Source organism: Stenotrophomonas sp. PS02289 (assembly GCF_029960115.1).
In the GTDB taxonomy this organism is placed as follows: Bacteria; Pseudomonadota; Gammaproteobacteria; order Xanthomonadales; family Xanthomonadaceae; genus Stenotrophomonas.
The window spans coordinates 23244-45766 of the sequence record NZ_JASCOZ010000015.1; the positions used below are offsets into that span (position 1 = coordinate 23244).

Genomic DNA, 22523 nt, shown 5'->3' on the forward strand with positions numbered 1-22523 from the left:
CGTCCGCTTGAGCGGCGGCATCGTTCTGCACTGGTAATGTGACGTAATGCACATTTCGCCATCGCCAGCCTCTGCCTGACATCCGAATCGGATTTCCCCTACGGGGCACAGCACGGACCCACGGTGGCGATGTCGTCCGGCAGGGGGTACGCTTGCATTCCCTGCACCCGGACCGGGGGTTCGCTGCGGGTGTTGTCGCGCCGGAGGCACCACGGGGAGTGGGCACCGCGCCCTTCGAGTCGCAAAACAAGGAGTTTCATGAACAGGATTTATCGCCTGGTGTTCAACCACGCCACTGGTCAGACGCAGGTTGCGTCCGAACTCACCTCCAGCCATGTGTCGTCCGCAGGACTCGCCGGCCGCCCACGCCGACGTACCGCGCTCGCCGCCGCCCTGCTGACCGCGCTGGTGTCCGCCGGCGCATCAACGGCAGCGCTTGCGCAGTCGTATCCCTACAACACGGATGAGTCCATTACCGGCGTGGTCGAGCATCTGGACGGCTTCACTGTCGGTTCGAACTCCCCTGTCGTGCTCGACATCATCGCCGGCGGCACCTTGCGTGGCGGTAGCCAAGTCTCGCTGGGCACCAACGCCGGTGGCAGCGGCACCATCAACGTGAGCACGGCGTCGTCGAATCTGGACGTGGTCAATGCGTCGATGTATGTCGGCCTGCGCGGCACCGGTGCGCTCAATGTCACCGACGGTGGCCAGGCGAACGTGGCTGGGGTGGTCTCGCTCGGTGATCAGGCCAGCGGACGCGGTACCGTCACGGTCCGTGGCAACGGCTCGCTGCTCACGGCCGGGGCGATCGATGTCGGCGTGCAGGGCGACAGCACGATGAACATCACCAATGGCGGCAAAGTCGTCACGACGGGGACCATCGGCGGTTACGGCCTGCGGATTGGCGGCCAGGGCTCCGGCACCGGTCTGCTGACCACGGTGGTCAATGTCACCAATGGCGGCAATCTGGAAGTACGTGCCGGCAATCTGGATATCGCCCAGAGCGGCCAAGCGACCCTGACCGTCGGCGACAGCGGCGTGGCCAGCGTCGGCGGCAGCATCCGGGTCGGTACGGGTGGCAGTGGCAATCTGACCGTCGCGGCCGGCGGCACCGTCACCACGCCAGGCGCGGTGGTGCTGGGCGTCGCCACCAACAGCGTCGGCCAGCTGACGGTGTCCGGTGCCGGGGCGCTGCTCCGTTCCGACAGCCTGCAGGTGTCCGTGAATGGTACCGGCATGTTGAACGTGCAGAACGGCGGCCAGCTGGAAGTCGCCAACGCGCTGACCTCTGAAACCGGTTCGGCCACGACCAGCTACATCCGCGTGACCGGGGCCAACTCGAAGATCACCGCCGGCTCGCTCAGCGCCGCATCCCTCTATCTGGAGGACGGGGCATCGCTGGTGACCCGCAACGGCGCAACGCTCAAGGACACGCGGATCGTGCTGCCCAACGGCGACACCCAGACCGCGCTGCTGATGTCCGGCACCGGCACTCAGTGGGCCAACGACGGTCTTCTGGCCCTGCGCGCGAAGGCTGACATCAGCGGTGCGGCGCGCATCACCACCGACGACCTGCTGGTCACCGGCGGCATCAACGCTTCGACCGGCAGTCCGAACATCACCGACGACCGCGTCTGGGTCAGCGGTACGGGTTCAACCCTCTCCGCCCGCGGCAACATCACGGTCGGTGCCGACGGCACCGAGCCCTACGGGTTGCTGGTCGCATCCAACGACGCGCGCATCGAGGCCGGCGGCGAATTCAATCTGACCGAGAACGGTTTCCTGGTGCTGGGCGGAATCGCCAACGCCACGTCGTGGAACTCGGCCTCGCGTTCGTTCACCTGGGACCCGGCCACGGGTGCCGGTGCGCTCTCCGGCGCGCCGATCAACATGGCGATCAACTCGGGCGGACTGGTGTTCAACCACACCGACGACATCAGCCTCGCCAACACCATCGCCAGCGACACCAGCGGGAGCGACTGGACCAGTGGTCGTCTGCTCAACGTCGCCGGCAACACCACGCTGACCGGCGACCTGACGGCCTTTGGCGGCGATATCGACGTGCGCGCTGGCACGCTGGTCATCAATTCGAACATGTACACCGGCCAGGGCTTCAGCAGCGGCACCCAGGCGGTGTCGCAGGTGATCGACGTCTCCGGTGGCACACTGGTGCTCAACGGTGACGCCGGCTTCCAGCAGACCCTAAGTGTCGGTGGCGTGCCGACCACCGAGCGTACCTCGCTGGTGACCGTGCGCAACGGCGGCACGCTGGCCGGCAATGCCACCGTCGGCCAGACCAGCATCCTCAACGGCGGTGTACTTTCGCCGGGCAACAGCGTCGGCCTGATCACCGTGGACGGCGACCTCTACCTCAATGCCGGTGCACTCTCGGCTGCCGAAGTCGCGTCCGCCGCGTTCTACGATGTCGACCTGCTCGGCAACGGCCAGGCAGACCTGGTGGCGGTGACCGGCAAGGCCTACATCGGCCGCAGCGCGAACGTGGGCAACAGCGGCGATGCTGGCATGCGGGTGACCGGGCTGGATCCGGCCACCAGCTACCAGAACGGCCACACCTATTCGGTGCTGACCGCGGTGGACGGCGTGCAGGGCGGCTTTGACAGCGTCATTTCCAATTCCGCCTTCATCACCCCGACCCTCAGCCAGGACGGCAACCAGGTGCTGCTGACCATTGCGGTCAACGACAGCAGCAATCCGGGGAATCCCGGCAATCCAGGTAATCCGGGCACTCCGGGTACGCCGGGTGACCCAGGGACGCCCGGCAATCCCGGCACGCCGGGTACTCCAGGTACTCCGGGCACGCCCGGTGATCCGGGTACCACGCCGCCGCCGCAGGTGTTCAATCCGGTCGCCACCAACCCGAACCAGGAAAGCGTGGCCAACGGCCTCAACAGCCTGCAGCAGTCCGGCGAAGCACTGGCGCTGTACAACGCGCTGCTGATGCTGGACGAGACCCAGGCGCAGCAGGCGTTCGATGACCTCTCCGGTGAAGCCCATGCCAGCAACCGCGCGATGCTGCTGGATGACCGCTTCCTGCGCGAAGGCATTGCCCAGCGCCTGCGTCCGGACCCGACCATGGCCGACTACGGCCCGTCGCTGTGGATGGCCGGCAGCAGCACCTCGCGTCGGCAGGACGCCGACGACCGTGCGGCGCGCTCCCGCGACGACCGTCACGGTGCGATCGTCGGCATGGACTGGAGCTTCGGCGAAGGCGGCAAGTTCGGCGTGGCGGTGGGTCCGGAAAAACTGCGCCAGCGCGTGTCCGACCGCCACAGCACCACCGATGCGGATGCCGTGCACGGCGGCCTGTACGTCGGCTGGCGCGGCAACCAGTTCAACTTCCATGTCGGGGCCAGCTATGCCGACTATGACGTCGACACCGAACGCAGTGTCGGGGCCGGTCACAGCTGGGCACAGACCCTCAACAGCACCTACAGCGCCAGTGCGGTGTCGGTGTTCGCCGAAGGTGGCTGGGAGCTGGACTTCGACCCGATGACGCTGACCCCGTACCTGGCCGTGTCCTGGACCCGCCTGGATACCGAGGCGCTGCAGGAAACCGGCGGCAGTGCGGCGCTGGCCGTGGCCGCACGCAAGGACGACGCGTGGACCACCACCGCCGGCGTGCGCGCGGGGTGGCAGCTGGGTGACGAAGGTGGCATCGCCACCCGTCTCGAGGCCGGTCTGGCGTGGCAGCACAGTGGCGGCGACCTGCCGCAGTCCGAGAACCGCTTCGTCGCCGGCAGCAGCAGCTTCACCGTGCAGGGTCTGCCGCTGGCCCGCAACGTGGGCGTGGCCGAGCTGGGCGTGTCGATCAAGCCCACCGACAACAGCCGTCTGGCGCTGATGGCGCAAGGTCGCAGCGGCGATGGGCAGAGCGAGTTCGGCGGACAGCTGAGCTTCAATCTGATGTTCTGATTTTCGCTGTTGTGTTTGACACACCACGGGCCCGCAATGGGCCCGTGTTCGTTTCTGCAGCGAACCGATACGCATGCGCGGGGAACACCTACGCTTCGCTCGGATTTGTTGGGACGACACCCTGTGACCCGCGCCTTAACGTCTGCGCCTCACCGCGCATCTTCTGCGCGCAGTTGCCACTGATGGAGTCACATGACCACAACCACCCGCCGCACGCTGCGTCGTGCCACCGTCTCACCGCTGAGCACCGCACTGTTCACTGCGCTCGGCCTCGCCAGCGCCGCGCTGCCGTCCGCATTCGCCAATCTGCATCAATACACCACCGACGAGGAAGTGACTGACGTACGCACCCACAAGGAAGGATTCGAAATCGGCACCGACACCACCGCGACCGTCACCGTCAGCGGGAAGGGTGCCCTGCACGCCGAAGGTGCGGTCAATGTTGGGCAGAACCGCAAGGGCGATGGCACGCTGATCGTCACCGGGCCAGACGCGGTGTTCACCAGCGCTCATTACAACGGCACCGATGTCGGTTACCAGGGCAAGGGCCGCCTGCTGATCCAGAACGGTGCCCGCGTGGGCGGTGGGCATCAGATGCGCGTGGGCGTGCTGGACGGATCCACGGGTGTCGTGCACGTGACCGGCGCGGGCTCGCGCCTGCATCTGGATGATCTGTACGTCGGCGAGCGCGGTGATGCCCTGCCGCGCGTCGACAACGGCGGCAAAGTGGAGGCCGACGAGCTGCGGCTCGGGTTCGGTGTGGTGGCGACGGGTCAGCGCGGCAGCCGGCTGGAAATCTCCGGCGCGGGTTCCGAAGTGGATGCGCGCTATGCGTTCATCGGCGGCACATTGCGGGTAACCGACGGCGGTACGCTGAAGACCCGTGGCGACAGCAAGCACGATACGCATCCCGGGTTGTCCGATCCGTCCATCATCACCGGCACCGGCAGTCGTTGGGAGCACGACGGGCACCTTGAGGTGCTGGGGGCGCTGGACGTGCGCGACGGCGGCATGTTGGCCGCCGACAGCCTGCGGGTGTCCGCCAACGGCGTGATGGAAAATCGCGACACCGACCTGCGCCGCGAGCAGCTTCGGGTGACCGGTGCGGGTGCCGTGATCAAGGCCAAGGACGGCATCCTGATCGAAAGCGATTCCGCCATTCACAGCGCGGCGATCACCGCCAGCGAAGGCGGTCGCATTGAAGCCAACGGCAAGCTGGTTCTCGGCGCGGGTGGTTACCTTGTGCTGGGCGGCGCGATGGGCGATGGCGGTGCGCCGTTCTCCTGGAACGCGCCGGTCGCGGCCGGCGAACTGGATGACTCGGTGGTGACCATGACCGCTGGCTCGGGCGGCGTGGTGTTCAACCACAACGGGACGATCAACGTGGACCATACGCTGCGCAGCGACCGCACCGCGCGTAGTGGGCTGGTCTGGACCGGTGGTGCGTTGATCAACCAGGCCGGTACCACCGTGCTGGGAGGCGATCTGAGTGAGTTCGGCGGGATGATCCGGGTACAGGGCGGCACGCTGGTGATCAACACCAACACGTTCGAACACATCGAGGGGTACAAGCGCCTGCCCAAGGTGCAGCCCATCCAGACGATGCTGGTTGAGGACGGCACGCTGGTACTCAACGGCACCAGCGGCTTCCTGTATGAAAAGGAGCCGGGCGACGCCAGCTCCACGTTCCGCACCGCGTGGGCCTCGGTCCGGGGCAACGGTAGGCTGGCCGGCACCGGTACTGTGGGTAACACATGGGTGTATGACGGCGGTCGCCTGTCACCCGGGCAGGACGGCATCGGTACCTTCAACGTGGAGGGCGATCTGTACTTCAACGCGGGTGGGGTCGGCCCTGATCACGTAGACACCAAGGCGTACCTTGACGTGGACGTACGCGCCGACGGCGCATCGGATCGGGTCAAGGTGAGCGGTACGGCGCACATCGGTGTCGGATCCACCATCGAAGGTGAGCAGGGCGAAACCGGCGTGCGGGTGACCACCCTCGATCCGGACACGAGCTATCAGGCTGGGCAGCGCTACACGATTCTGGAAGCCGACGGTGGGGTGACCGGTGGCTTCGACGACGTGGTCACGAACTCCGCGTTCATCACCGGCACCCTGGTGCAGACCGACAAGGCGGTGCACCTGGATCTGGCGCTCGTTACAGAAGAGCCTGAAGAAGAGACCATCGAAGGCGGGCAGGAGCGACTCACCGTCTTCGGCCGCGTCGCTCACACCAGCAACCAGCGCGCAACGGCTGCGGCGCTGGATTCCCTGCACCAGTCGGGCGACGCGCTGGCGCTGTACAACCAGTTGCTGATGCAGGACGAAGAAAGCGCCCGTCGCAGCTTCGACGAACTGTCCGGCGAAGCGTATGCCAGCACCCGTGCACTGCTGCTGCGCAATGACTTCCTTCGCACCGGCGTGCTGGCGCATCTGCGCACGGATCCCGCCGAGGTGGCGAACGGTTCCCGGGCCTGGATCACTGGCGGCGGCGATGCGCGCTCGCAGCGCAGCGATGGCAATGCGGCGGCGCGGCGGGATCACAGCGAAGGGCTGCTGATGGGCTATGACTTCAGCTTCGGCGAAGGCTGGACCGTGGGTGCGGCAGGCGGGCGCCAATCCATGCGCCAGCAGGTGCGCGAACGCGGCACACGCAGCGAGGTCGATGCGCTGCACAGCGGCGTCTACGCAGCCTTCCGCCGCGATGCATTGTGGCTGCGTGGCGGTGTGAGCTATGCCGACTTCAAGGTGGAGACCGAGCGCAGCCTGGGCGCGGGCCAGCCGTGGGAACAGCACCTGCGCGCGCACTACAGGGCGAACGCGGTATCCACCTTCAGCGAAGTGGGCATCGACCTGCCGCTGCAGACCCTCACGCTCACCCCCTACCTGGGGCTGGCGCACACCACGCTGTCCACGGGCGGCAGCGTCGAGGGCGAGGGCAGTGCGGCACTGCAGGTGCTGCCGGGCCGCGACCGCGTCTGGACCACCACCACCGGCATGCGAGCGGCGTGGGACGTCGGCAGTGGTGAGCGCAATGGCGCACGGATTGAAGGCGGTCTGGCCTGGCAGAACCAGCAGGGCGACCGCACGGTGGGCTCCACCCAGGCATTCGTCGTGGGAAGTGATGCCTTCACCGTGTACGGCGCACCGTTGGCGCGAAATCGTGCACTGGCGGAAATCGGCGTGGTACTGCGTCCGACCGGGAGCAGTCGCGTGAACCTGTTCGTGCAGGGCCAGCGCGGTGGCGGCGAACGTGGGTTCGCCGCGCAGGCGAGTTGGAACGTGATGTTCTGAAATGCGCGCTGCAGCGTAGGGAAAGTCTGACGAGGTGTCAGGAAAAACCCTGATGCTGAATTGAGACCCTCCTCATATTCAGACTCGTGATTGGAAATTAAAGTGTCGGTCGCGTCACGAACTATCGTTTTTGATCGTTTGTGGCGCGTCCGCGCTTTTGCACGATGCGAATGCGCGGCTTCCCTGAGTCGCTATCCATGGAGCTTCATGAACAGGATCTATCGCCTGGTGTTCAACCACACCACCGGCCAGATGCAGGTTGCATCCGAACTCGCCAGCACGCATTCCTCTCCCGCCGCTGCTTCCTCCACTGCACGTCGCCGCTCGCCGTTATGCACGGCGCTGGCCGTGGCGCTGACCCTGGCCGCCGCGCCCTCCGCGTTCGCGGTGCCGCATGAGTACACCGCCGATGAGAGCATCAGTGGTGATCGTGGCTACAACGACGGCTTCCGCGTTGGTCCGGCGCAGCAGGCGACGGTCGATGTATTCGGCACCGCCGTGCTCACCTCGCTTGATCTGGTCTCGCTGGGCACCACCGCAACCGGCAACGGCACGCTGAACTTGAACGGTGCCGGTGTGTCGTTGCAGGTCAATGGCACCTCGGCCATGCGCGTGGGTGATGCCGGTATCGGCACGCTGCGCCTGACCGGTGGCAGCACCGCCAACGTGACCAGCACCCTGTCGCTCGGTCACCAGGCCGGCAGCACCGGCACCATTCTGGTGGATGGCTCCGCGCTGACCGCGCGTCGTGTGCAGGTGGGCCGTCTCGGCTCGGGTACCCTGGACATCGTCAATGGTGGCTCGCTGGTCACCAACGACCCCTATGCGGTGATCAATCCGTATGGTCTGAGCATTGCCGCCGATACCGGCAGCACGGGCGTCGTCAATGTCAGCAGCGGCGGCACGATCCATGTGCAGGACAACGATCTGCTGGTGGGCAATGCGGGCAACGGCACGCTCAACATCAACGACCAGAGCACCGTGACCGTGGACCGCCGTGTCCTGCTCGGTCAGGCATCCACCGCCACCGGCACCGTGAACGTCAACGCCGGCGCGACCCTGCGCGCACCGGAGGTGGTGATCGGGCACGTGCGTGGCTCCACCGGTTTCATGACCGTCAGCGGTGCCAACGCGCTGGTCGACGCCGACGCGGTGTGGGTCGGCTCCAGCGGCAGCGGCACCCTGCGCGTGGATAACGGCGGCCTGGTGCGTGCCACCACCGAGGTGATCGCCGAGAACTACGACAGCTTCGGTTCCGGCAATTTCGACCAGGCGGGCACCATCATCGTCAGTGGCAACGGATCGGCGATCGAAGCCGCCACCGTTAAAACCAGCAACCACCTGCTGATCGAGAACGGCGGTTCGATCCGTTCCGACGACGCGCGCGTCAAGGACAGCTACAGTCCGGTCGCCGGCATTGCGACGATCACCGGCGCGGGGTCGAACTGGACCAACACCGGCCTGATGGATATTCGTTCCGGCATGGATATCCTGGACGGCGGCGTGCTCAGCAGCGACACCGTCACCATCGCCGGTGGTAAGAATTACGTCACCAGCGCGCTGCAGAATCTGAACGAGCAGGTCCGCGTCAGCGGCAGCGGTTCCCAGCTGCTCGCCAGCAACGGCATCACCGTGGAGAGTCACCTGGTCGGTGAGCCCTATGGCGTGCTCAATGTCAGCAACGGCGGTCACGCCGACGGCGGCACCGGCATCACGCTGGGGACCAGCGGCTACCTGATCCTGGGTGGCGGGATGGGCAACTGGGCGCAGAACGGCCTCGCATCCGAATGGAGCGCGGCCGAAGCGGCCGGCACCCTGGGTGCGGGCGTGATCACGCAGTTGAATGCCGCCGGTGGCCTGGTCTTCAACCACACCGGCGACATCGTGCTGGGCAATGACCTCAGCAGCAACAATGGCGCGGGTTCGTGGACCAGTGGCGCGCTGACCCAGGTGGCCGGCACCACCACCCTCAATGGCGACCTGACCGCATTTGGTGGTCGCGTTGACGTGAGCGCGGGCGTGCTGCGCATCGATTCGGACATGTACACCGGGCAGGGCTATGTCCCGTCCAGCCAGGCACCGCAGCAGCAGATTGACGTCACCGGCGGTACCCTGGTGCTCAACGGCAGCAGCGGCTTCCAGGAAACCATCGACTACGGCGGCGGCAGCACCGGCGTCGTGCGCAGCAGCGCGGTGACGGTGCGTGGCACCGGCGTGCTGGCCGGCAATCCCACGGTTGGTACCACCTACGTCTACAACGGCGGCACGCTGTCGCCGGGCGGCAGCGAAGGCATCGGCGCGATGACCATCGACGGCGACCTGTTCTTCAACAGCAACCTGATGCTGAGCAGCCAGACCGCGCAGGCGGCGATCTACGATGTGCAGCTGCGCGGCAACGGCCAGGCCGACATGCTGACCGTGACCGGCAAGGCCTACATCGGCAGCACCGCCGCCACCGGTTACAGCGGCCAGGCTTCGCTGCGGGTGGGTGCCCTGGATCCGGCGACCAGCTACCAGCAGGGCCAGACCTACACCGTGCTGGATGCAGCCGGCGGCGTGCAGGGTGGATTCGACAGCGTGCTGATCAACTCGGCGTTCCTGCAGTCGAGCGTCGCCAAGGTCGGCAGCCAGGTGCTGGTGACCATCCAGGTGGACAACACCGGCACGCCGGTGGATCCGGGTACCCCGGTGGACCCGGGCACGCCGGTCGACCCGGGCAACCCGACCAACCCGACCAACCCGGTGACCCCGCCGGTGACCCCGGTCGCCCCGGGTGGCCCGATCGTGTTCGGTCGCGTGGCCAGCACCGCCAACCAGCGCGGCGTTGCCGCCGGTCTGGACTCGCTGCAGCAGTCCGGCGATGCACTGGCCCTGTACAACGGCCTGCTGATGCTGGACGAAGCCACCGCACGCACTGCCTTCGACGAACTGTCCGGTGAAGTGCATGCCAGCAGCCGTGGGCTGCTGCTGGAAGACCGCTTCCTGCGTGACGGCGTGGCCCAGCGCCTGCGTTCGGGCAGCGATGCCGATGGCGTTTCGGCCTGGATCGCCGGTGCGGGCAACAGCTCGCGCCGCGACAGCGACGGCACCGCAGCGCGCGTGCGTCAGCACAGCGACGGCCTGATGGCCGGTGCCGACTGGACCCTGGACAGCCGCTGGACCTTCGGCCTGGCTGCGGGCACCGAGTCGCTGCGTCAGCAGGTCAACGGCCGCAATGCCGAGACCGAGGTCGACGCCGTGCATGCCGGCCTGTACGCCGGGTTCCGTGGCGAAGCGTTCTGGATCAATGGTGGGCTGACCTATGCCGACTACGAGCTGGATACCCAGCGCGCGGTGGGTGCGGCGCAGGCCTGGGCGCAGACCCTGCGCAGCCGTTACGACGCCGATGCCGCGTCGGCCTTCACCGAGGCCGGTTGGGATGTCGAGCTGGACCGCCTGACCGTCACCCCGTACGTGGCCCTGGCCTACACCCGCCTGTCCACCGACGACGCCGTGGAGTACGGCGGCAGCGCGGCGCTGGCAGTGGACGCCAGCAAGGACGAGGTCTGGACCACCACCGCCGGCGTGCGTGCGGCGTGGGACATCAGCAACGGCCAGCGTGATGGTGCCCGCCTGGAAGCCGGGCTGGCCTGGCAGAACGCCGCCGGCGAACTGCGTGCCGATTCGCGCAATCAGTTCGTGGCCGGCAGCGATGCCTTCACCGTGTACGGCCTGCCGCTGGCCCGCAACGTGGGCATCGCCGAGTTGGGCGTCTCGCTGAAGCCGACCGACAACAGCCGCCTGTCGCTGCGTGCGCAGGGCCGCGCGGGTGACGGTCAGCGTGAGTTCGGTGCCCAGCTGAACTGGAACGTGTCGTTCTGAGGTAGTGCCGGGCCATGCCCGGCAACAAAAGGGCCCCGCAAGGGGCCCTTTTCTTTTTCGGCCCATTCATCTGACCGGCATTGCGCTTGTCACAACCGATTGGGCATGCTGGGGTCATGCCATCCCCCACACGCTCCATTCATGTGGTCGCGGCCGTCATCACCGACGCCCGTGGCCGTGTTCTGCTCAACCGTCGCACCGAGAACCGCGACATGGCCGGTCTGTGGGAGTTTCCCGGCGGCAAGCGCGAAGCGGGCGAGACCTCCGAACAGGCGCTGGTGCGGGAGCTGCGCGAAGAACTGGGCATCGAGGCCCAGGTCGGCGACTGGTTGATGGACGTGCCGCAGCTGTATCCGGACAAGCACCTGCGCCTGGAAGTGCGGCACGTGCGCAGCTGGAAGGGCACGCCACGCGGGCGCGAGGGCCAGGCCATCACTTGGGTGGCTCCCGACAAGCTGGCGCGCTATTCGATGCCCCCGGCCGATCTGCCGGTCGTGGCGGCCCTGCGCCACCCGGACCGCTACCTGATCACCCCCGAGCCGGACGCTGACGACGAGACCGCGCACCAGCTCTGGTACACGCGATTGGCGCAGGCGCTGGAGGCGGGAGTGCGTCGTGTGCAGCTGCGTACGCCGACCAGCCCGGCCCGGATCGCGCTGGCCGAGCAGGCCATCGGCCAGCACCGGCAGGGCGTGCAGTGGCTGCTCAATCGCGACATCGAACTGGCCCAGCGGCTGGGCGTGGGCGTGCATCTGGGCGGCGAACAGCTGGCCCAGCTGCAGGAACGTCCGCTGCCGGAAGGCCAGCTGGTGGCCGCCTCGTGCCACGACCTGGAACAGCTGCGGGCGGCGCAACGGCTGGGCTGCGACTTCGTGGTGCTGGGCCCGGTGCAGGCGACCTCCAGCCATCCGCAGGCCACGCCGATGGGCTGGGAAACGTTTGACAGCCTGCGTGCGCAGGTGTCGTTGCCGATCTATGCGCTGGGCGGCCTGGGCTCGGATGACCTGGCACAGGCGCGCCGGCACGGCGCGCAGGGCATTGCCGCCATCCGCGGATTCTGGCCGGGCTGAGCCTTACAAGGTGATCCAGAAGCACCCGTACTGACGGCGCAACCCGAACACGGTGCGCGACGGCGTGGCGCTGTTGGCGAGGGTCTGTTCCAGGCGCAGTCCCACTGGCCGCGGCCGGCTGGGTGCAGGCGGAGCCACCTCGACGGGCACGACGCCGGCGGCCCCCGCGGTCGCATCCGGGTCCGGCGGCAGGATCAACGGCTCGATCGGCTCGGCCACGCTGGGGTAGACCGGCGCAATATCCACCAGCGGCCGCCGCACCACCGATTCCAGCCGACCAATGATCTGGTTGGCCGTGGCATTGGAGACATTGCCCCACAGGTAGATGGATGACAGGCGGTTCACGTCCTGCAGGCTCACCGCCTGGCGGATCTGCTCGGTCAACTCGCTGAGCCGGCGCGCGCAGCCGGCACGGTAGATGCCGGTGTTGCCCACCGAGGGTTCGCCGCGCGGCGCGCGTGCGGTGGCATCCACCGCGTCACAGCTGCGGTCGGTGAACACCGATTGCCCCTGCGCGTTCGTGCATCGGTTCACGCGCTGCGCCTGCGCGTGAGCGCCCAGGGGCAGGCTCAACAGTCCGCAGGACAACAGCAGCAGGGCAGGCAGTTTCATCGCAGCAGGTTAGCGGTGATCCTGTGATCTGCAAGCCTTCATCGCCGGCTTCGTTCAGCGACCCAGCAGCTTCAGCACCTGCGTGGTCGGGCGTGCCAGGTTGAGCGTGTAGAAATGCAGGCCGGGTGCGCCGCCGTCGAGCAGCCGCTGGCACAGCTGGGCCACCACCTCGGCCCCGAAGGCGCGCACGGCATCGGCGTCGTCGCCATAGGCCTGCATCTTCTTGCCGATCCAGCGTGGGATCTCCGCACCGCACTGCTCGGAGAACCGGCGCAGCTGGCTGAAGTTGGAGATCGGCATGATCCCCGGCACGATCGGCACCTGCACGCCCAGTGCGCGCACCGCGTCGACGAAGTGGAAATAGGCGTCGGCGTTGAAGAAGTACTGCGTGATTGCCGCATCGGCCCCGGCGTCGACCTTCTCCTTGAAGTAGCGCAGGTCACGCAGCGCGTCGTCGGACTGCGGATGGGTCTCCGGGTAGGCCCCGACCTCGATGTGGAAATGGTCGCCGTGCTCGGCGCGGATGAAGGCGATCAGCTCGGCGGCATAGCGCAGGTCACCGGGGTGGCCCATCCCCGACGGCAGGTCGCCACGCAGGGCGACGATGCGCCGGCAGCCGATGGCGCGGTACAGCTTGAGTAGTTCACGGATCTCTTCGCGGGTGCCACCGACGCAGGACAGATGGGGAGCCGCGTCGAAGCCGTGGTGCTGCTTGAGGTGGCGTACCGTTTCGGAGGTGTAACTGAGCGTCGAGCCGCCGGCACCGAAGGTGCAGGAGACATACTGCGGGTCATACGCGCTGAGCCGGGTCGCCGTGCGGTCGAGCTGGGCACGCTGATCATCGGTCTTGGGCGGATAGAACTCGAAGCTGATGGCGGTCATGGGCGGCGGCGGCAGCGGGTATGCCGCAATAATATCGCTTCATCGCGATGAATGTAAAATCGTATCGGCGGTCCGCGCCGGGTAGGCTATCGGCATGTCGATCATCCTCACCGAATTCGCCCGTCCCCGCCTGTTCCCCCGTGTTCCGCGCGGCAATACCATCCAGGACTGCACCGCCGAGCAGTTCCAGGCCCACCTCAATGCGCATGCGCCGTACAAGGTGCTCGACGGCTACGCGCCGTTCTGCAAGCTGCATGTGTACGAGAACTGGACCAGTACGCGCTGCCTGACGGTTCCCATTACCGACGCCAACCGCCACCAGTTGCGCAGCGGTTATGAGGCGCGCAACCGCGAGGAACTGCCGGTGCTGGTGCGCTGGTTCGAGGGCGTGGAAAGCCCGCGCGCCAACTACCTGGTGGTGATCCTGTACAGCGCCGAGCAGCTGGCGAAAGAAGGCTCCCCCATTGACGCCGACTGGGGCATCGTCGGCTGCATCTACACCGCCGAACCCGAAGAAGTGCCGATGGCTCCGATCACCATGATGCGCAACGCGCTGGGCGTGGAAGAGGGCGGCTCGGGCGTGCCGCTGGATCGCGCCGCCTACCAGCGTGCGGTGATGTTCTGGGAAAACAACGCCAACTGGCGACCCTGACGCCGGCGTTATCGGCCGGGTTTGCCGATGCGCGCGTACGCGGCCTGGGTCAGCACGACCAGGTCGTCAGGAGCCAATGCCACTTCGAGCCCACGCCGTCCGGCGCTGACATGCACGGCCTCCAGCGACCGCGCGCTCTCATCCAGGAACGTGCGGTGGGGCTTTTTCTGTCCGAGCGGACTGATGCCGCCGACCAGGTAGCCAGTGGCGCGCTGCGCGGCGGCCGGGTCGGCCATCTCGCACTTGCGGCAGCCGGCCGCCTCGGCCAGCGCCTTCAGGTCCAGCGAGCCGCTGACCGGCACGATCGCCACCAGCAGTTCGTGCTTCTCGGTGGCGGCCAGCAGCGTCTTGAACACCTGCGACGGGTCCAGGCCCAGCAGGCTGGCCGCCTCGCCCCCATACGAATCGGCTCCCGGCGCGTGGGCATAGCTCAGCACCTGATGGGCAACCCCGTTCTTCTTCAGCAGGTTGATGGCGGGCGTCATGCACATGAGGGTAGCGCACACCCCAACGAAAACGGGCACCCGAAGGTGCCCGTCCTCAATGAACCTTGTCACGCGTAGAGCCACGCCCTGCGTGGCTGCACGCCTTCACCGATCAGTAACGGTAATGATCCGGCTTGAACGGACCTTCCACCGGCACGCCGATGTAGTCGGCCTGTTCCTGGGTCAGGGTGGTCAGCTTCACGCCGATCTTCTCCAGGTGCAGACGCGCCACTTCTTCGTCCAGCTTCTTCGGCAGCAGGTACACCGACTTCTCGTAGGTGTCCTTGTTCGCCCACAGGTCGATCTGCGCGAGGGTCTGGTTGGCGAAGCTGTTGGACATCACGAAGCTCGGGTGGCCGGTGGCGCAGCCCAGATTGACCAGGCGGCCTTCGGCCAGCAGGAAGATCGCGTTGCCGTTCGGGAACACGTACTTGTCCACCTGCGGCTTGATGTTGATCTGCTGCACGCCCGGGTAGGCGACCAGCGCGTCGACCTGGATCTCGTTGTCGAAGTGGCCGATGTTGCAGACGATGGCCTGGTCCTTCATCGCGCTCAGGTGCTCGATGCGGATGATGTCCTTGTTGCCGGTGGTGGTGACGTACAGGTCGGCACGGCCCAGGGTCGATTCGATGGTGTTGACTTCAAAGCCTTCCATCGCCGCCTGCAGTGCGCAGATCGGATCGATTTCGGTGACCACCACGCGCGCGCCATAAGCACGCAGCGAAGCGGCGCAGCCCTTGCCGACGTCGCCGTAACCGCAGACCACGGCCAGCTTGCCGGCCAGCATCACGTCCATGGCGCGCTTGAGGCCATCGGCCAGCGACTCGCGGCAGCCGTACAGGTTGTCGAACTTGCTCTTGGTGACCGAGTCGTTGACGTTGATCGCCGGGATCAGCAGGGTGCCGGCCTGGGCCAGCTGGTACAGGCGGTGCACGCCGGTGGTGGTTTCTTCGGAAACGCCCTTCCAGTCCTTGACCACGCGACCCCAGTAACCCGGGCGCTCCACGGCGACGCGCTTGAGCAGGTTCTTGATCACCTGTTCTTCGTGCGAACCCGAGGCGGTGTTGACCCAGTCGCTGCCGTTTTCGAGCTCATAGCCCTTGTGGATCAGCAGGGTGACGTCGCCGCCGTCGTCGACCACCAGCTCCGGACCGGTCAGGGTGCCGTCGGCCAGGGTGAAGGTCAGCGCGTCCAGGGTGCAGTCCCAGTACTCTTCCAGGGTTTCGCCCTTCCACGCAAACACCGGGGTGCCGGTAGCGGCGATCGCTGCTGCGGCGTGGTCCTGGGTGGAGAAGATGTTGCACGAGGCCCAGCGCACGTCGGCACCGATGTCCTTCAGGGTCTCGATCAGCACCGCGGTCTGGATCGTCATGTGCAGCGAGCCGGTCACGCGCACGCCCTTCAGCGGCAGGCTGGCGGCGTGCTTGCGGCGGATCGACATCAGGCCCGGCATCTCGTGCTCGGCGATGTCCAGCTCCTTGCGGCCCCAGTCGGCCAGGGAGATGTCGGCAATCTTGTAATCACCTTCGGTGGAGAAGGTCTTGGCAACAGCGTTCATGTAAAGCTCCGGTAATTGACGTGGGTACGTCTTCGCCGGGCGCCGTTGGAACCATCCAGGCCACCGAGCCTGGCCGTCCAGGCAAAGCCGGTCCGGTCGCAGCGCCCCTCGGTGAAGGAGACGCCCATTATATCCCGCCACGCTGCAACGGCATGAAATGCCGCGTTCCCCAACCATCGGCAGGGGGCCGGGCGACGCCCCCCTGTTAAGGTCCAAGGTTTACCGGAACGGGAAGGCACGATGGCACGCAGTGAACGTGGACGCAGGGCAGGCTGGAACCGCCTGATGATGGGCGCAGCCCTGCTGGCAGTGGCCCCGCTGGGGCTGGCCGCAGGTGCCGGCAAGGCAAATGCCCCGCAGACTGCGGCCAGCGCACCGCTGTCCGGCTACCAGTTGCCGTCGGCGCGCCTGCAGGCCGTGGTTGACGCCCCACGCGCGCCCACCCTGAGCTTGTCTCCGCGTCGCGATCTGGCCGCGCTGCTGCAGACCCCGGCGCTGGCGGCCATCAGCGACGTGGCCCAGCCGGAACTGAAGCTGGCGGGCGTACGCATCCATCCGGCGACCCATTCGGCCAGCCGTTTCAGCTTCGGCAACAAGCTGTGGCTGATGAGCATCGCCGACGGCAAGGAGCGCCAGATCAGCGGCCTGCCGCAGCCGCTGTCGATCGCCTCGATGGCGTGGTCGCCGGACCAGCAGTACCTGGCCTTCAACCAGGTGCAGCCGTCCACCGGCGTCAACGAACTCTGGCTGGTGGACATCGCCAGCAACAGCGCGCGCAAGCTGGTCGGGCAGCTCAACACCGTCTTCGGTGACGGTTACCAGTGGTTGCCGGACAGCCGTGGTCTGGTCGCCACCGTACAGCCCAGCGGCCAGGGCAGCGCGCCGGCGGCCGATGGCATTCCGACCGGGCCGGCCATCCAGCAGACCGAACCGGATGCGGGCGTGCGCTCGCTGCGCACCTATCAGGACCTGTTGAAGAACGAGGCCGATGCGCGCCTGTTCGACTACTACGCCACCGCGCAGCCAGTGAAGGTCGCGCTCAACGGTGCCACCACGTCGCTGTCCAGCCGTGGCATCTATCTCGATCTGGACGTTTCGCCCAACGGTCAGTACCTCCTGGCCGAACGCGTGCTGCGCCCGTATTCCTACCAGGTACCGGCCGACGATTTCCCGCGTCGCATCGAAGTGCTGTCCGCCGCTGACGGCTCGCTGCAGCACACCCTGGCCGAACTGCCGCTGGTGGAAGGCCTGCCCACCGGCAATGACGCCGTCGCCACCGGCGTGCGTCGGGTCAGCTGGCGCGCCGACGTGCCGGCCACCCTGGTCTGGGCCGAAGCCCAGGACGGCGGCGACCCCGCGCGTGAGGCAGCGGTGCGCGATGCCGTGCTGACCCAGGCGGCTCCGTTTGACCGTCCGCCGCAGACCCTGGCGCAGCTGGGCAGCCGTTATGCCGGCATCCAGTGGGGACGTGGCGACCTCGCCCTGCTCAACGAGTCGTGGTGGAAGAGCCGCACGGTCAAGCAGTGGCGCATCGCGCCGGACCACCCGGAAACCGAGCCGCAGCTGCTGGTGGAGCGCTCCTCGCAGGACCGCTACAACGACCCCGGCCGTCCCGGCATGGTGCGTGACGTCAATGGGCGCAGCCGCCTGCAGACCAGTGCCGACGGTCGCAGCATCTTCCTGTACGGCCAGGGCGCGTCGCCGGAAGGCGATCGTCCGTTCGTGGACCGCTTCGATCTGGACAGCCGCCAGAGCACCCGCCTGTTCCATTCGCAGGCCCCCAGCTACGCCCTGCCGCAGGCGCTGCTGGATCAGGAGGGCACCTCGCTGCTGTTGACCCGCGAGTCGCCGGATGAGCCGGGCAACTACTACGTGCAGTCGCTGACTGATGCGGCGGCCGCACCGCGCGCGCTGACTGCCTTCATCCACCCGCTGCCGCAGCTGCGCGGGGTGAGCAAGGAACAGATCCGCTACAAGCGCAATGACGGTGTCGACCTCACCGCCACGTTGATGCTGCCGCCGGGCTACAACGCGAAAAAGGACGGCCCGCTGCCGCTGCTGATGTGGGCCTACCCGGGCGAGTTCAAAACCGCCGCTGCCGCCAGCCAGGTCACCGACTCGCCGTACCGTTTCAACGCGGTGGGTTACTGGGGGCCGCAGGCATTCCTGGCCACCGGCTATGCGGTCCTGGTCAGTCCGTCGATGCCGATCATCGGTGAAGGCGACAAGGAACCCAATGACACCTACCTGCCGCAGCTCATTGCCAATGCCGAAGCGGCCGTGGATGAAGTGGTGCGTCGGGGTGTGACCGACCGCGAGCACATCGCCATCGGCGGGCACTCCTACGGTGCCTTCATGACCGCCAATCTGCTTGCGCACACGCGCCTGTTCAAGGCCGGTATCGCCCGCAGCGGTGCCTACAACCGCACGCTGACCCCGTTCGGGTTCCAGGCAGAAGAACGCAGTTACTGGCAGGCCCAGCCGGTGTACCAGGCGATGTCGCCGTTCAATTACGCCGGCAACATCAAGGACCCTGTGCTCTTCATCCACGGCCAGGACGACAACAACTCCGGCACCTTCCCGATGCAGAGCGAGCGCATGTTCTCGGCGGTGAAGGGGCTGGGCGGCACCGCCCGGCTGGTGATGCTGCCGAACGAATCGCACCACTACCGTGCCCGCGAGTCGATCATGACCATGCTCGCCGAAAGCGAGCGTTGGCTGGAAAGCACGATTGGCCCGGGCCAGCCGATCAAGAAGAAGTGATCCATGCACCGGTCGCCCCGCAGTGGGGCGACCGGTGTGCAACACATGCAGATGAAACCATTTGCCATCTGCTGACACGCACACAATCTGCGTTACGCTTGAGCGGATTCCGTTCCTTCAGGCCCATGCGTCGCAGATGAACGAATACCGCAGCAGCATCGTGTTTGCCACCCCGGACATTCCCCTGCGTGACGACGTGCGCCGGCTCGGCGCGCTGGTCGGCGACCTTCTGGTCGAGCAGGTCTCCGAAGATTTCTTTGAACACATCGAACAGATCCGCACCCGCGCCATCGCCCGGCGTGAGAGCGGTGCGCCGCTGAGCGAGCTCAGCGCGGCACTGCAGGCGCTGGAACCGGCCGAAGCAGAAGCCACCGTGCGCGCCTTCAGCACGTACTTCCAGGTGGTCAACATCGCCGAGCGCGTGCATCGCATCCGTCGCCGTCGTGATTACCAGCGCGCCGGCACCGCCGTGCCGCAGCCGGACAGCCTGCAGGACGCGCTGCAGCACCTGAAAGCCCAAGGCGTCACCCTCGACGAACTGGCACAGTGGCTGCCGCGCATCGACATCGAACCGGTATTCACCGCGCACCCCACCGAAGCCGTGCGCCGGGCGCTGCTTGAGAAAGAACAGCTGATGGTGGCCAGTCTGGTGGATGCGCTGGATGGCCAGCGCACGCCCGGCGAAGCAGCGGCCGACGCGGCGCGGTTCCGCATGGCGCTTACCGCCTCCTGGCAGACCACCGACTCCTCGCCGGTACGGCCGACCGTCGATGACGAGCGCGAACACGTGGGCTTCTACCTGGTGCAGGTGCTGTATCGGGTGATGCCGGTGCTGTACGAATCGCTGCAGCAGGCGCTGCTGGACACGTACGGACAGACCCTTCCCCTGCCGCGTCTGCTGCGCTTCGGCACCTGGGTGGGCGGTGACATGGATGGCAATCCCAATGTGGATGCCCGCACCATCCGCAATACGCTCGATGCGCAGCGCCAGGCGGTACTGGGCCGCTACCAGAAAGACCTGCTGCAGCTGGCCAGCCTGCTCAGCCAGAGCACCGAGCGGGTCGGGGTCAGCGATGCGCTGCAGGCGCAGGTCGCGCATTACCAGCAACTGCTGCCGAACGTCAGCTCGCGCCCGCGCCACGCCGACATGCCGTACCGCCTGCTCAACGACCGCATGCGTGCGCGCGTGCAGGCGACGCTGGATGACGCCGACGGCGCCTATGCTGGCCCGCACGAACTCGAACACGACCTGCAGCTGATCCTGGACAGCCTGCATGCCAACAAAGGTGATCACGCCGGTGGCTTTGCCGTGCGCCGCCTGCTGTGGCGCGTGCGTACCTTTGGTTTCCATCTGGCGCGACTGGATGTGCGCCAGGAATCCAGCGTGCACGGCCGTGCGCTGGCCAGCGTGCTCGACGGGCAGGAGGCGTGGGACAACGCCGATGCGCTGGCGCGAGCCAAGCGTCTGGCCCCGTTCGCCAGCGGCGAGCAGGCGCTGCCGCCCAGCACAGAAGAGGGCGGGCAGCGGCTGGATGCCGTGTTCGCGGCACTCGCCGATGCACGCCAGCGCCACGGCACCGACGCGCTCGGCAGCTACATCATTTCCATGGCGCACGACCGCAGCGACGTGCTGGCGGTACTGGCGTTGGCGCGGCGCGGTGGCCTGGTCAACGACGAAGGTGCCGTGCCGCTGGATATCGCACCGCTGTTCGAAACCGTGGACGACCTCAAGCGCGGTACCGAAACGCTGCGCGACCTGCTCGCCGACCCGGTGTACCGCGCTCACCTGCGCGCGCGCGACGACGTGCAGATGGTCATGCTGGGCTATTCGGACAGCGGCAAGGACGGCGGCATCGCCGCCTCGCGCTGGGGCCTGCAGCGGGCCCAGGTGGAACTGCTGGAAGTGGCTGCTGAAACCGGCATCCGCCTGACCTTCTTCCACGGTCGTGGCGGATCGATCAGCCGCGGTGGTGGCAAAACCACTCACGCCGTGGATGCGTCGCCGCGTGGCAGCATCGACGGCCGTCTGCGCGTCACCGAGCAGGGCGAGGTGATTCACCGCAAGTACGGCATCCGCGCGCTGGCGCTGCGCTCGCTGGAACAGGCCACTGGCGCGGTACTGCGCTCCAGCCTGCGCCCGCGTGCGCCCGAGCCGCGCGAGGACCAGTGGCGGCCGGTGATGGACCTGATCGCCGAACACAGCGCGGCGGCCTATCGCGCCTTCGTGGGCCAACCTGATTTCATGCAGTACTTCCGCCTCGCCACTCCCATCGATGTGATCGAGCGGATGACGCTGGGCTCGCGCCCGTCGCGCCGGCTGGGCCAGGACGCCGCGCTGGGTAACCTGCGTGCGATTCCCTGGGTGTTCGCCTGGAGCCAGGCGCGTGCGGTGATTCCCGGCTGGTATGGCGTGGGCAGTGGCCTGCAGGCCGCGCTTGATGCGGGTCATGAGGAAACCCTGCACGAGATGGCGCGTGACTGGCCGTTCTTCAGCACCTTCCTCGACGACATCGCGATGGTGTTGTCCAAGGGCGATATCACCATTGCCGAACAGTTCTCGCAGCTGTCCGGTCCGCTGCATGCGCGCTTCTTCCCGCAGATCGAGCAGGAGCTGGCGCTGACCGGGAAGCTGATCCTGGCGCTGACCGGGCAAAGCAGCCTGCTGCAGCACGACCAGCGGCTGGCGCTGTCGATCCGCCTGCGCAATCCGTACGTGGACCCGATCAGCGTGCTGCAGGTGGATCTGCTCAAGCGCTGGCGTGCCAGCGGCGGTGAAGATGATGATGTGCTGCGCGCGCTGGTGGCGTGCGTGAATGGTGTGTCGCAGGGCGTGCAGAATACGGGCTGATGAACACCGACCTCGTGCACTCCTTCCGCATCACCAAATACGCGACGCTGGGCCCCAACGGGGCGCGGACGTCGCCGCCGTCGGAGTGGACTGCCTTCTCGGATGTCGGCCGGTTGGTGACTTTGGCGGACTATCTGCAGGTGGAGTCGGCTTATCTGCAGGCAATCGAGACCGCGTGCACTGCCAGTGGTGCCACTGCGCTGCGGGTGAAGGCATTGGACGGGAACCGGGCGCGCGGTTTCACGGAAGGGCAGTGCCTGGAACTGACCCAGGCGCTGGAAATGGCGCGTCAGGTGCTGCGTGAAGCCTGCTGGTGCAAGTTGGTGGCAGAGCGCATGGAAGTGCACTTCGGCTACGACTACTACATGTATGTCGTAGCGGCCGATGACATCTTGATGGAGCTGGAGAGCGCTGCACCCAGCTTGTTCGTCGAACGATATCCGTCGCCGTATCTGCAGCCGATGGATGAAGCTGACATCGCCCTTTGAAGGGAAATGGCACAGCACCCCGGTAGCGCCGGCCGTTGGCCGGCCCAGGCGGTAATGAGGGCCGGCCAACGGCC

The 22523-nt window shown here is 66.9% G+C and carries 12 protein-coding genes and 1 riboswitch; of the genes, 8 read left to right on the top strand and 4 right to left on the bottom strand.

All coding sequences use genetic code 11. The features are described 5' to 3' along the window. Positions 1-258: 258 nt before the first annotated feature. The 4 genes from QMX83_RS03850 (at position 259) to QMX83_RS03865 (ending at position 12161) form a co-directional block, all read left to right on the top strand. Positions 259-3933, top strand: a complete 3675-nt coding sequence (locus QMX83_RS03850; RefSeq protein WP_282295332.1) for an autotransporter domain-containing protein — start codon at positions 259-261, stop codon at positions 3931-3933. Between the two features lie 192 nt (positions 3934-4125). Then, on the top strand, positions 4126-7230 hold the full coding sequence (locus QMX83_RS03855) for an autotransporter domain-containing protein (protein ID WP_282295333.1): 3105 nt from the start codon (positions 4126-4128) through the stop codon (positions 7228-7230). A gap of 207 nt (positions 7231-7437) precedes the next feature. Further along, positions 7438-11091 carry an autotransporter domain-containing protein gene (locus tag QMX83_RS03860; protein ID WP_282295334.1) on the top strand — a complete coding sequence of 1218 codons (3654 nt, stop codon included), beginning with the start codon at positions 7438-7440 and terminating at the stop codon, positions 11089-11091. Between the two features lie 116 nt (positions 11092-11207). Next, positions 11208-12161: a Nudix family hydrolase gene (locus tag QMX83_RS03865; protein ID WP_282295335.1), complete on the top strand. Its 954-nt coding sequence runs from the start codon at positions 11208-11210 to the stop codon at positions 12159-12161. A gap of 3 nt (positions 12162-12164) precedes the next feature. On the opposite strand, the gene QMX83_RS03870 is transcribed toward QMX83_RS03865, so the two are convergent. Beyond that, positions 12165-12773: a hypothetical protein gene (locus QMX83_RS03870; protein WP_282295336.1), complete on the bottom strand. Its 609-nt coding sequence runs from the start codon at positions 12771-12773 to the stop codon at positions 12165-12167. A 54-nt stretch (positions 12774-12827) separates the two neighbouring features. Continuing rightward, positions 12828-13655: a methylenetetrahydrofolate reductase [NAD(P)H] gene (gene metF / locus QMX83_RS03875; protein ID WP_282295337.1), complete on the bottom strand. Its 828-nt coding sequence runs from the start codon at positions 13653-13655 to the stop codon at positions 12828-12830. A 94-nt stretch (positions 13656-13749) separates the two neighbouring features. Here metF and QMX83_RS03880 point away from each other — a divergent pair, with 94 nt between their 5' ends. Beyond that, positions 13750-14307 (top strand): DUF3228 family protein, encoded by a 558-nt coding sequence (locus QMX83_RS03880; RefSeq protein WP_282295338.1) that lies wholly within the window; start codon positions 13750-13752, stop codon positions 14305-14307. A gap of 8 nt (positions 14308-14315) precedes the next feature. Here QMX83_RS03880 and ybaK read toward each other — a convergent pair whose 3' ends face one another. Then, the gene (gene ybaK, locus QMX83_RS03885) at positions 14316-14792 is read right to left on the bottom strand and encodes a Cys-tRNA(Pro) deacylase (RefSeq protein ID WP_282295339.1); all 477 of its coding nucleotides are present in this window, start codon (positions 14790-14792) and stop codon (positions 14316-14318) included. Positions 14793-14904: 112 nt separating this feature from the next. After that, positions 14905-16350 (bottom strand): adenosylhomocysteinase, encoded by a 1446-nt coding sequence (ahcY, locus tag QMX83_RS03890; protein ID WP_282295340.1) that lies wholly within the window; start codon positions 16348-16350, stop codon positions 14905-14907. Positions 16351-16380: 30 nt separating this feature from the next. Continuing rightward, positions 16381-16466, bottom strand: a riboswitch (S-adenosyl-L-homocysteine riboswitch). A gap of 124 nt (positions 16467-16590) precedes the next feature. On the opposite strand from ahcY, the gene QMX83_RS03895 reads away from it, so the two are divergent. The 3 genes from QMX83_RS03895 (at position 16591) to QMX83_RS03905 (ending at position 22449) form a co-directional block, all read left to right on the top strand. Then, entirely contained in the window at positions 16591-19113 is a 2523-nt protein-coding gene (locus QMX83_RS03895; protein WP_282295341.1) for a prolyl oligopeptidase family serine peptidase, read from the top strand. A 136-nt stretch (positions 19114-19249) separates the two neighbouring features. After that, positions 19250-21961 (top strand): phosphoenolpyruvate carboxylase, encoded by a 2712-nt coding sequence (gene ppc, locus QMX83_RS03900; protein ID WP_282295342.1) that lies wholly within the window; start codon positions 19250-19252, stop codon positions 21959-21961. Continuing rightward, a complete protein-coding gene (locus QMX83_RS03905) occupies positions 21961-22449 on the top strand; it encodes a hypothetical protein (protein ID WP_282295343.1) in 489 nt (162 codons plus the stop codon). The genes ppc and QMX83_RS03905 overlap by 1 nt, the downstream gene beginning before the upstream one ends. Positions 22450-22523 lie beyond the last annotated feature (74 nt).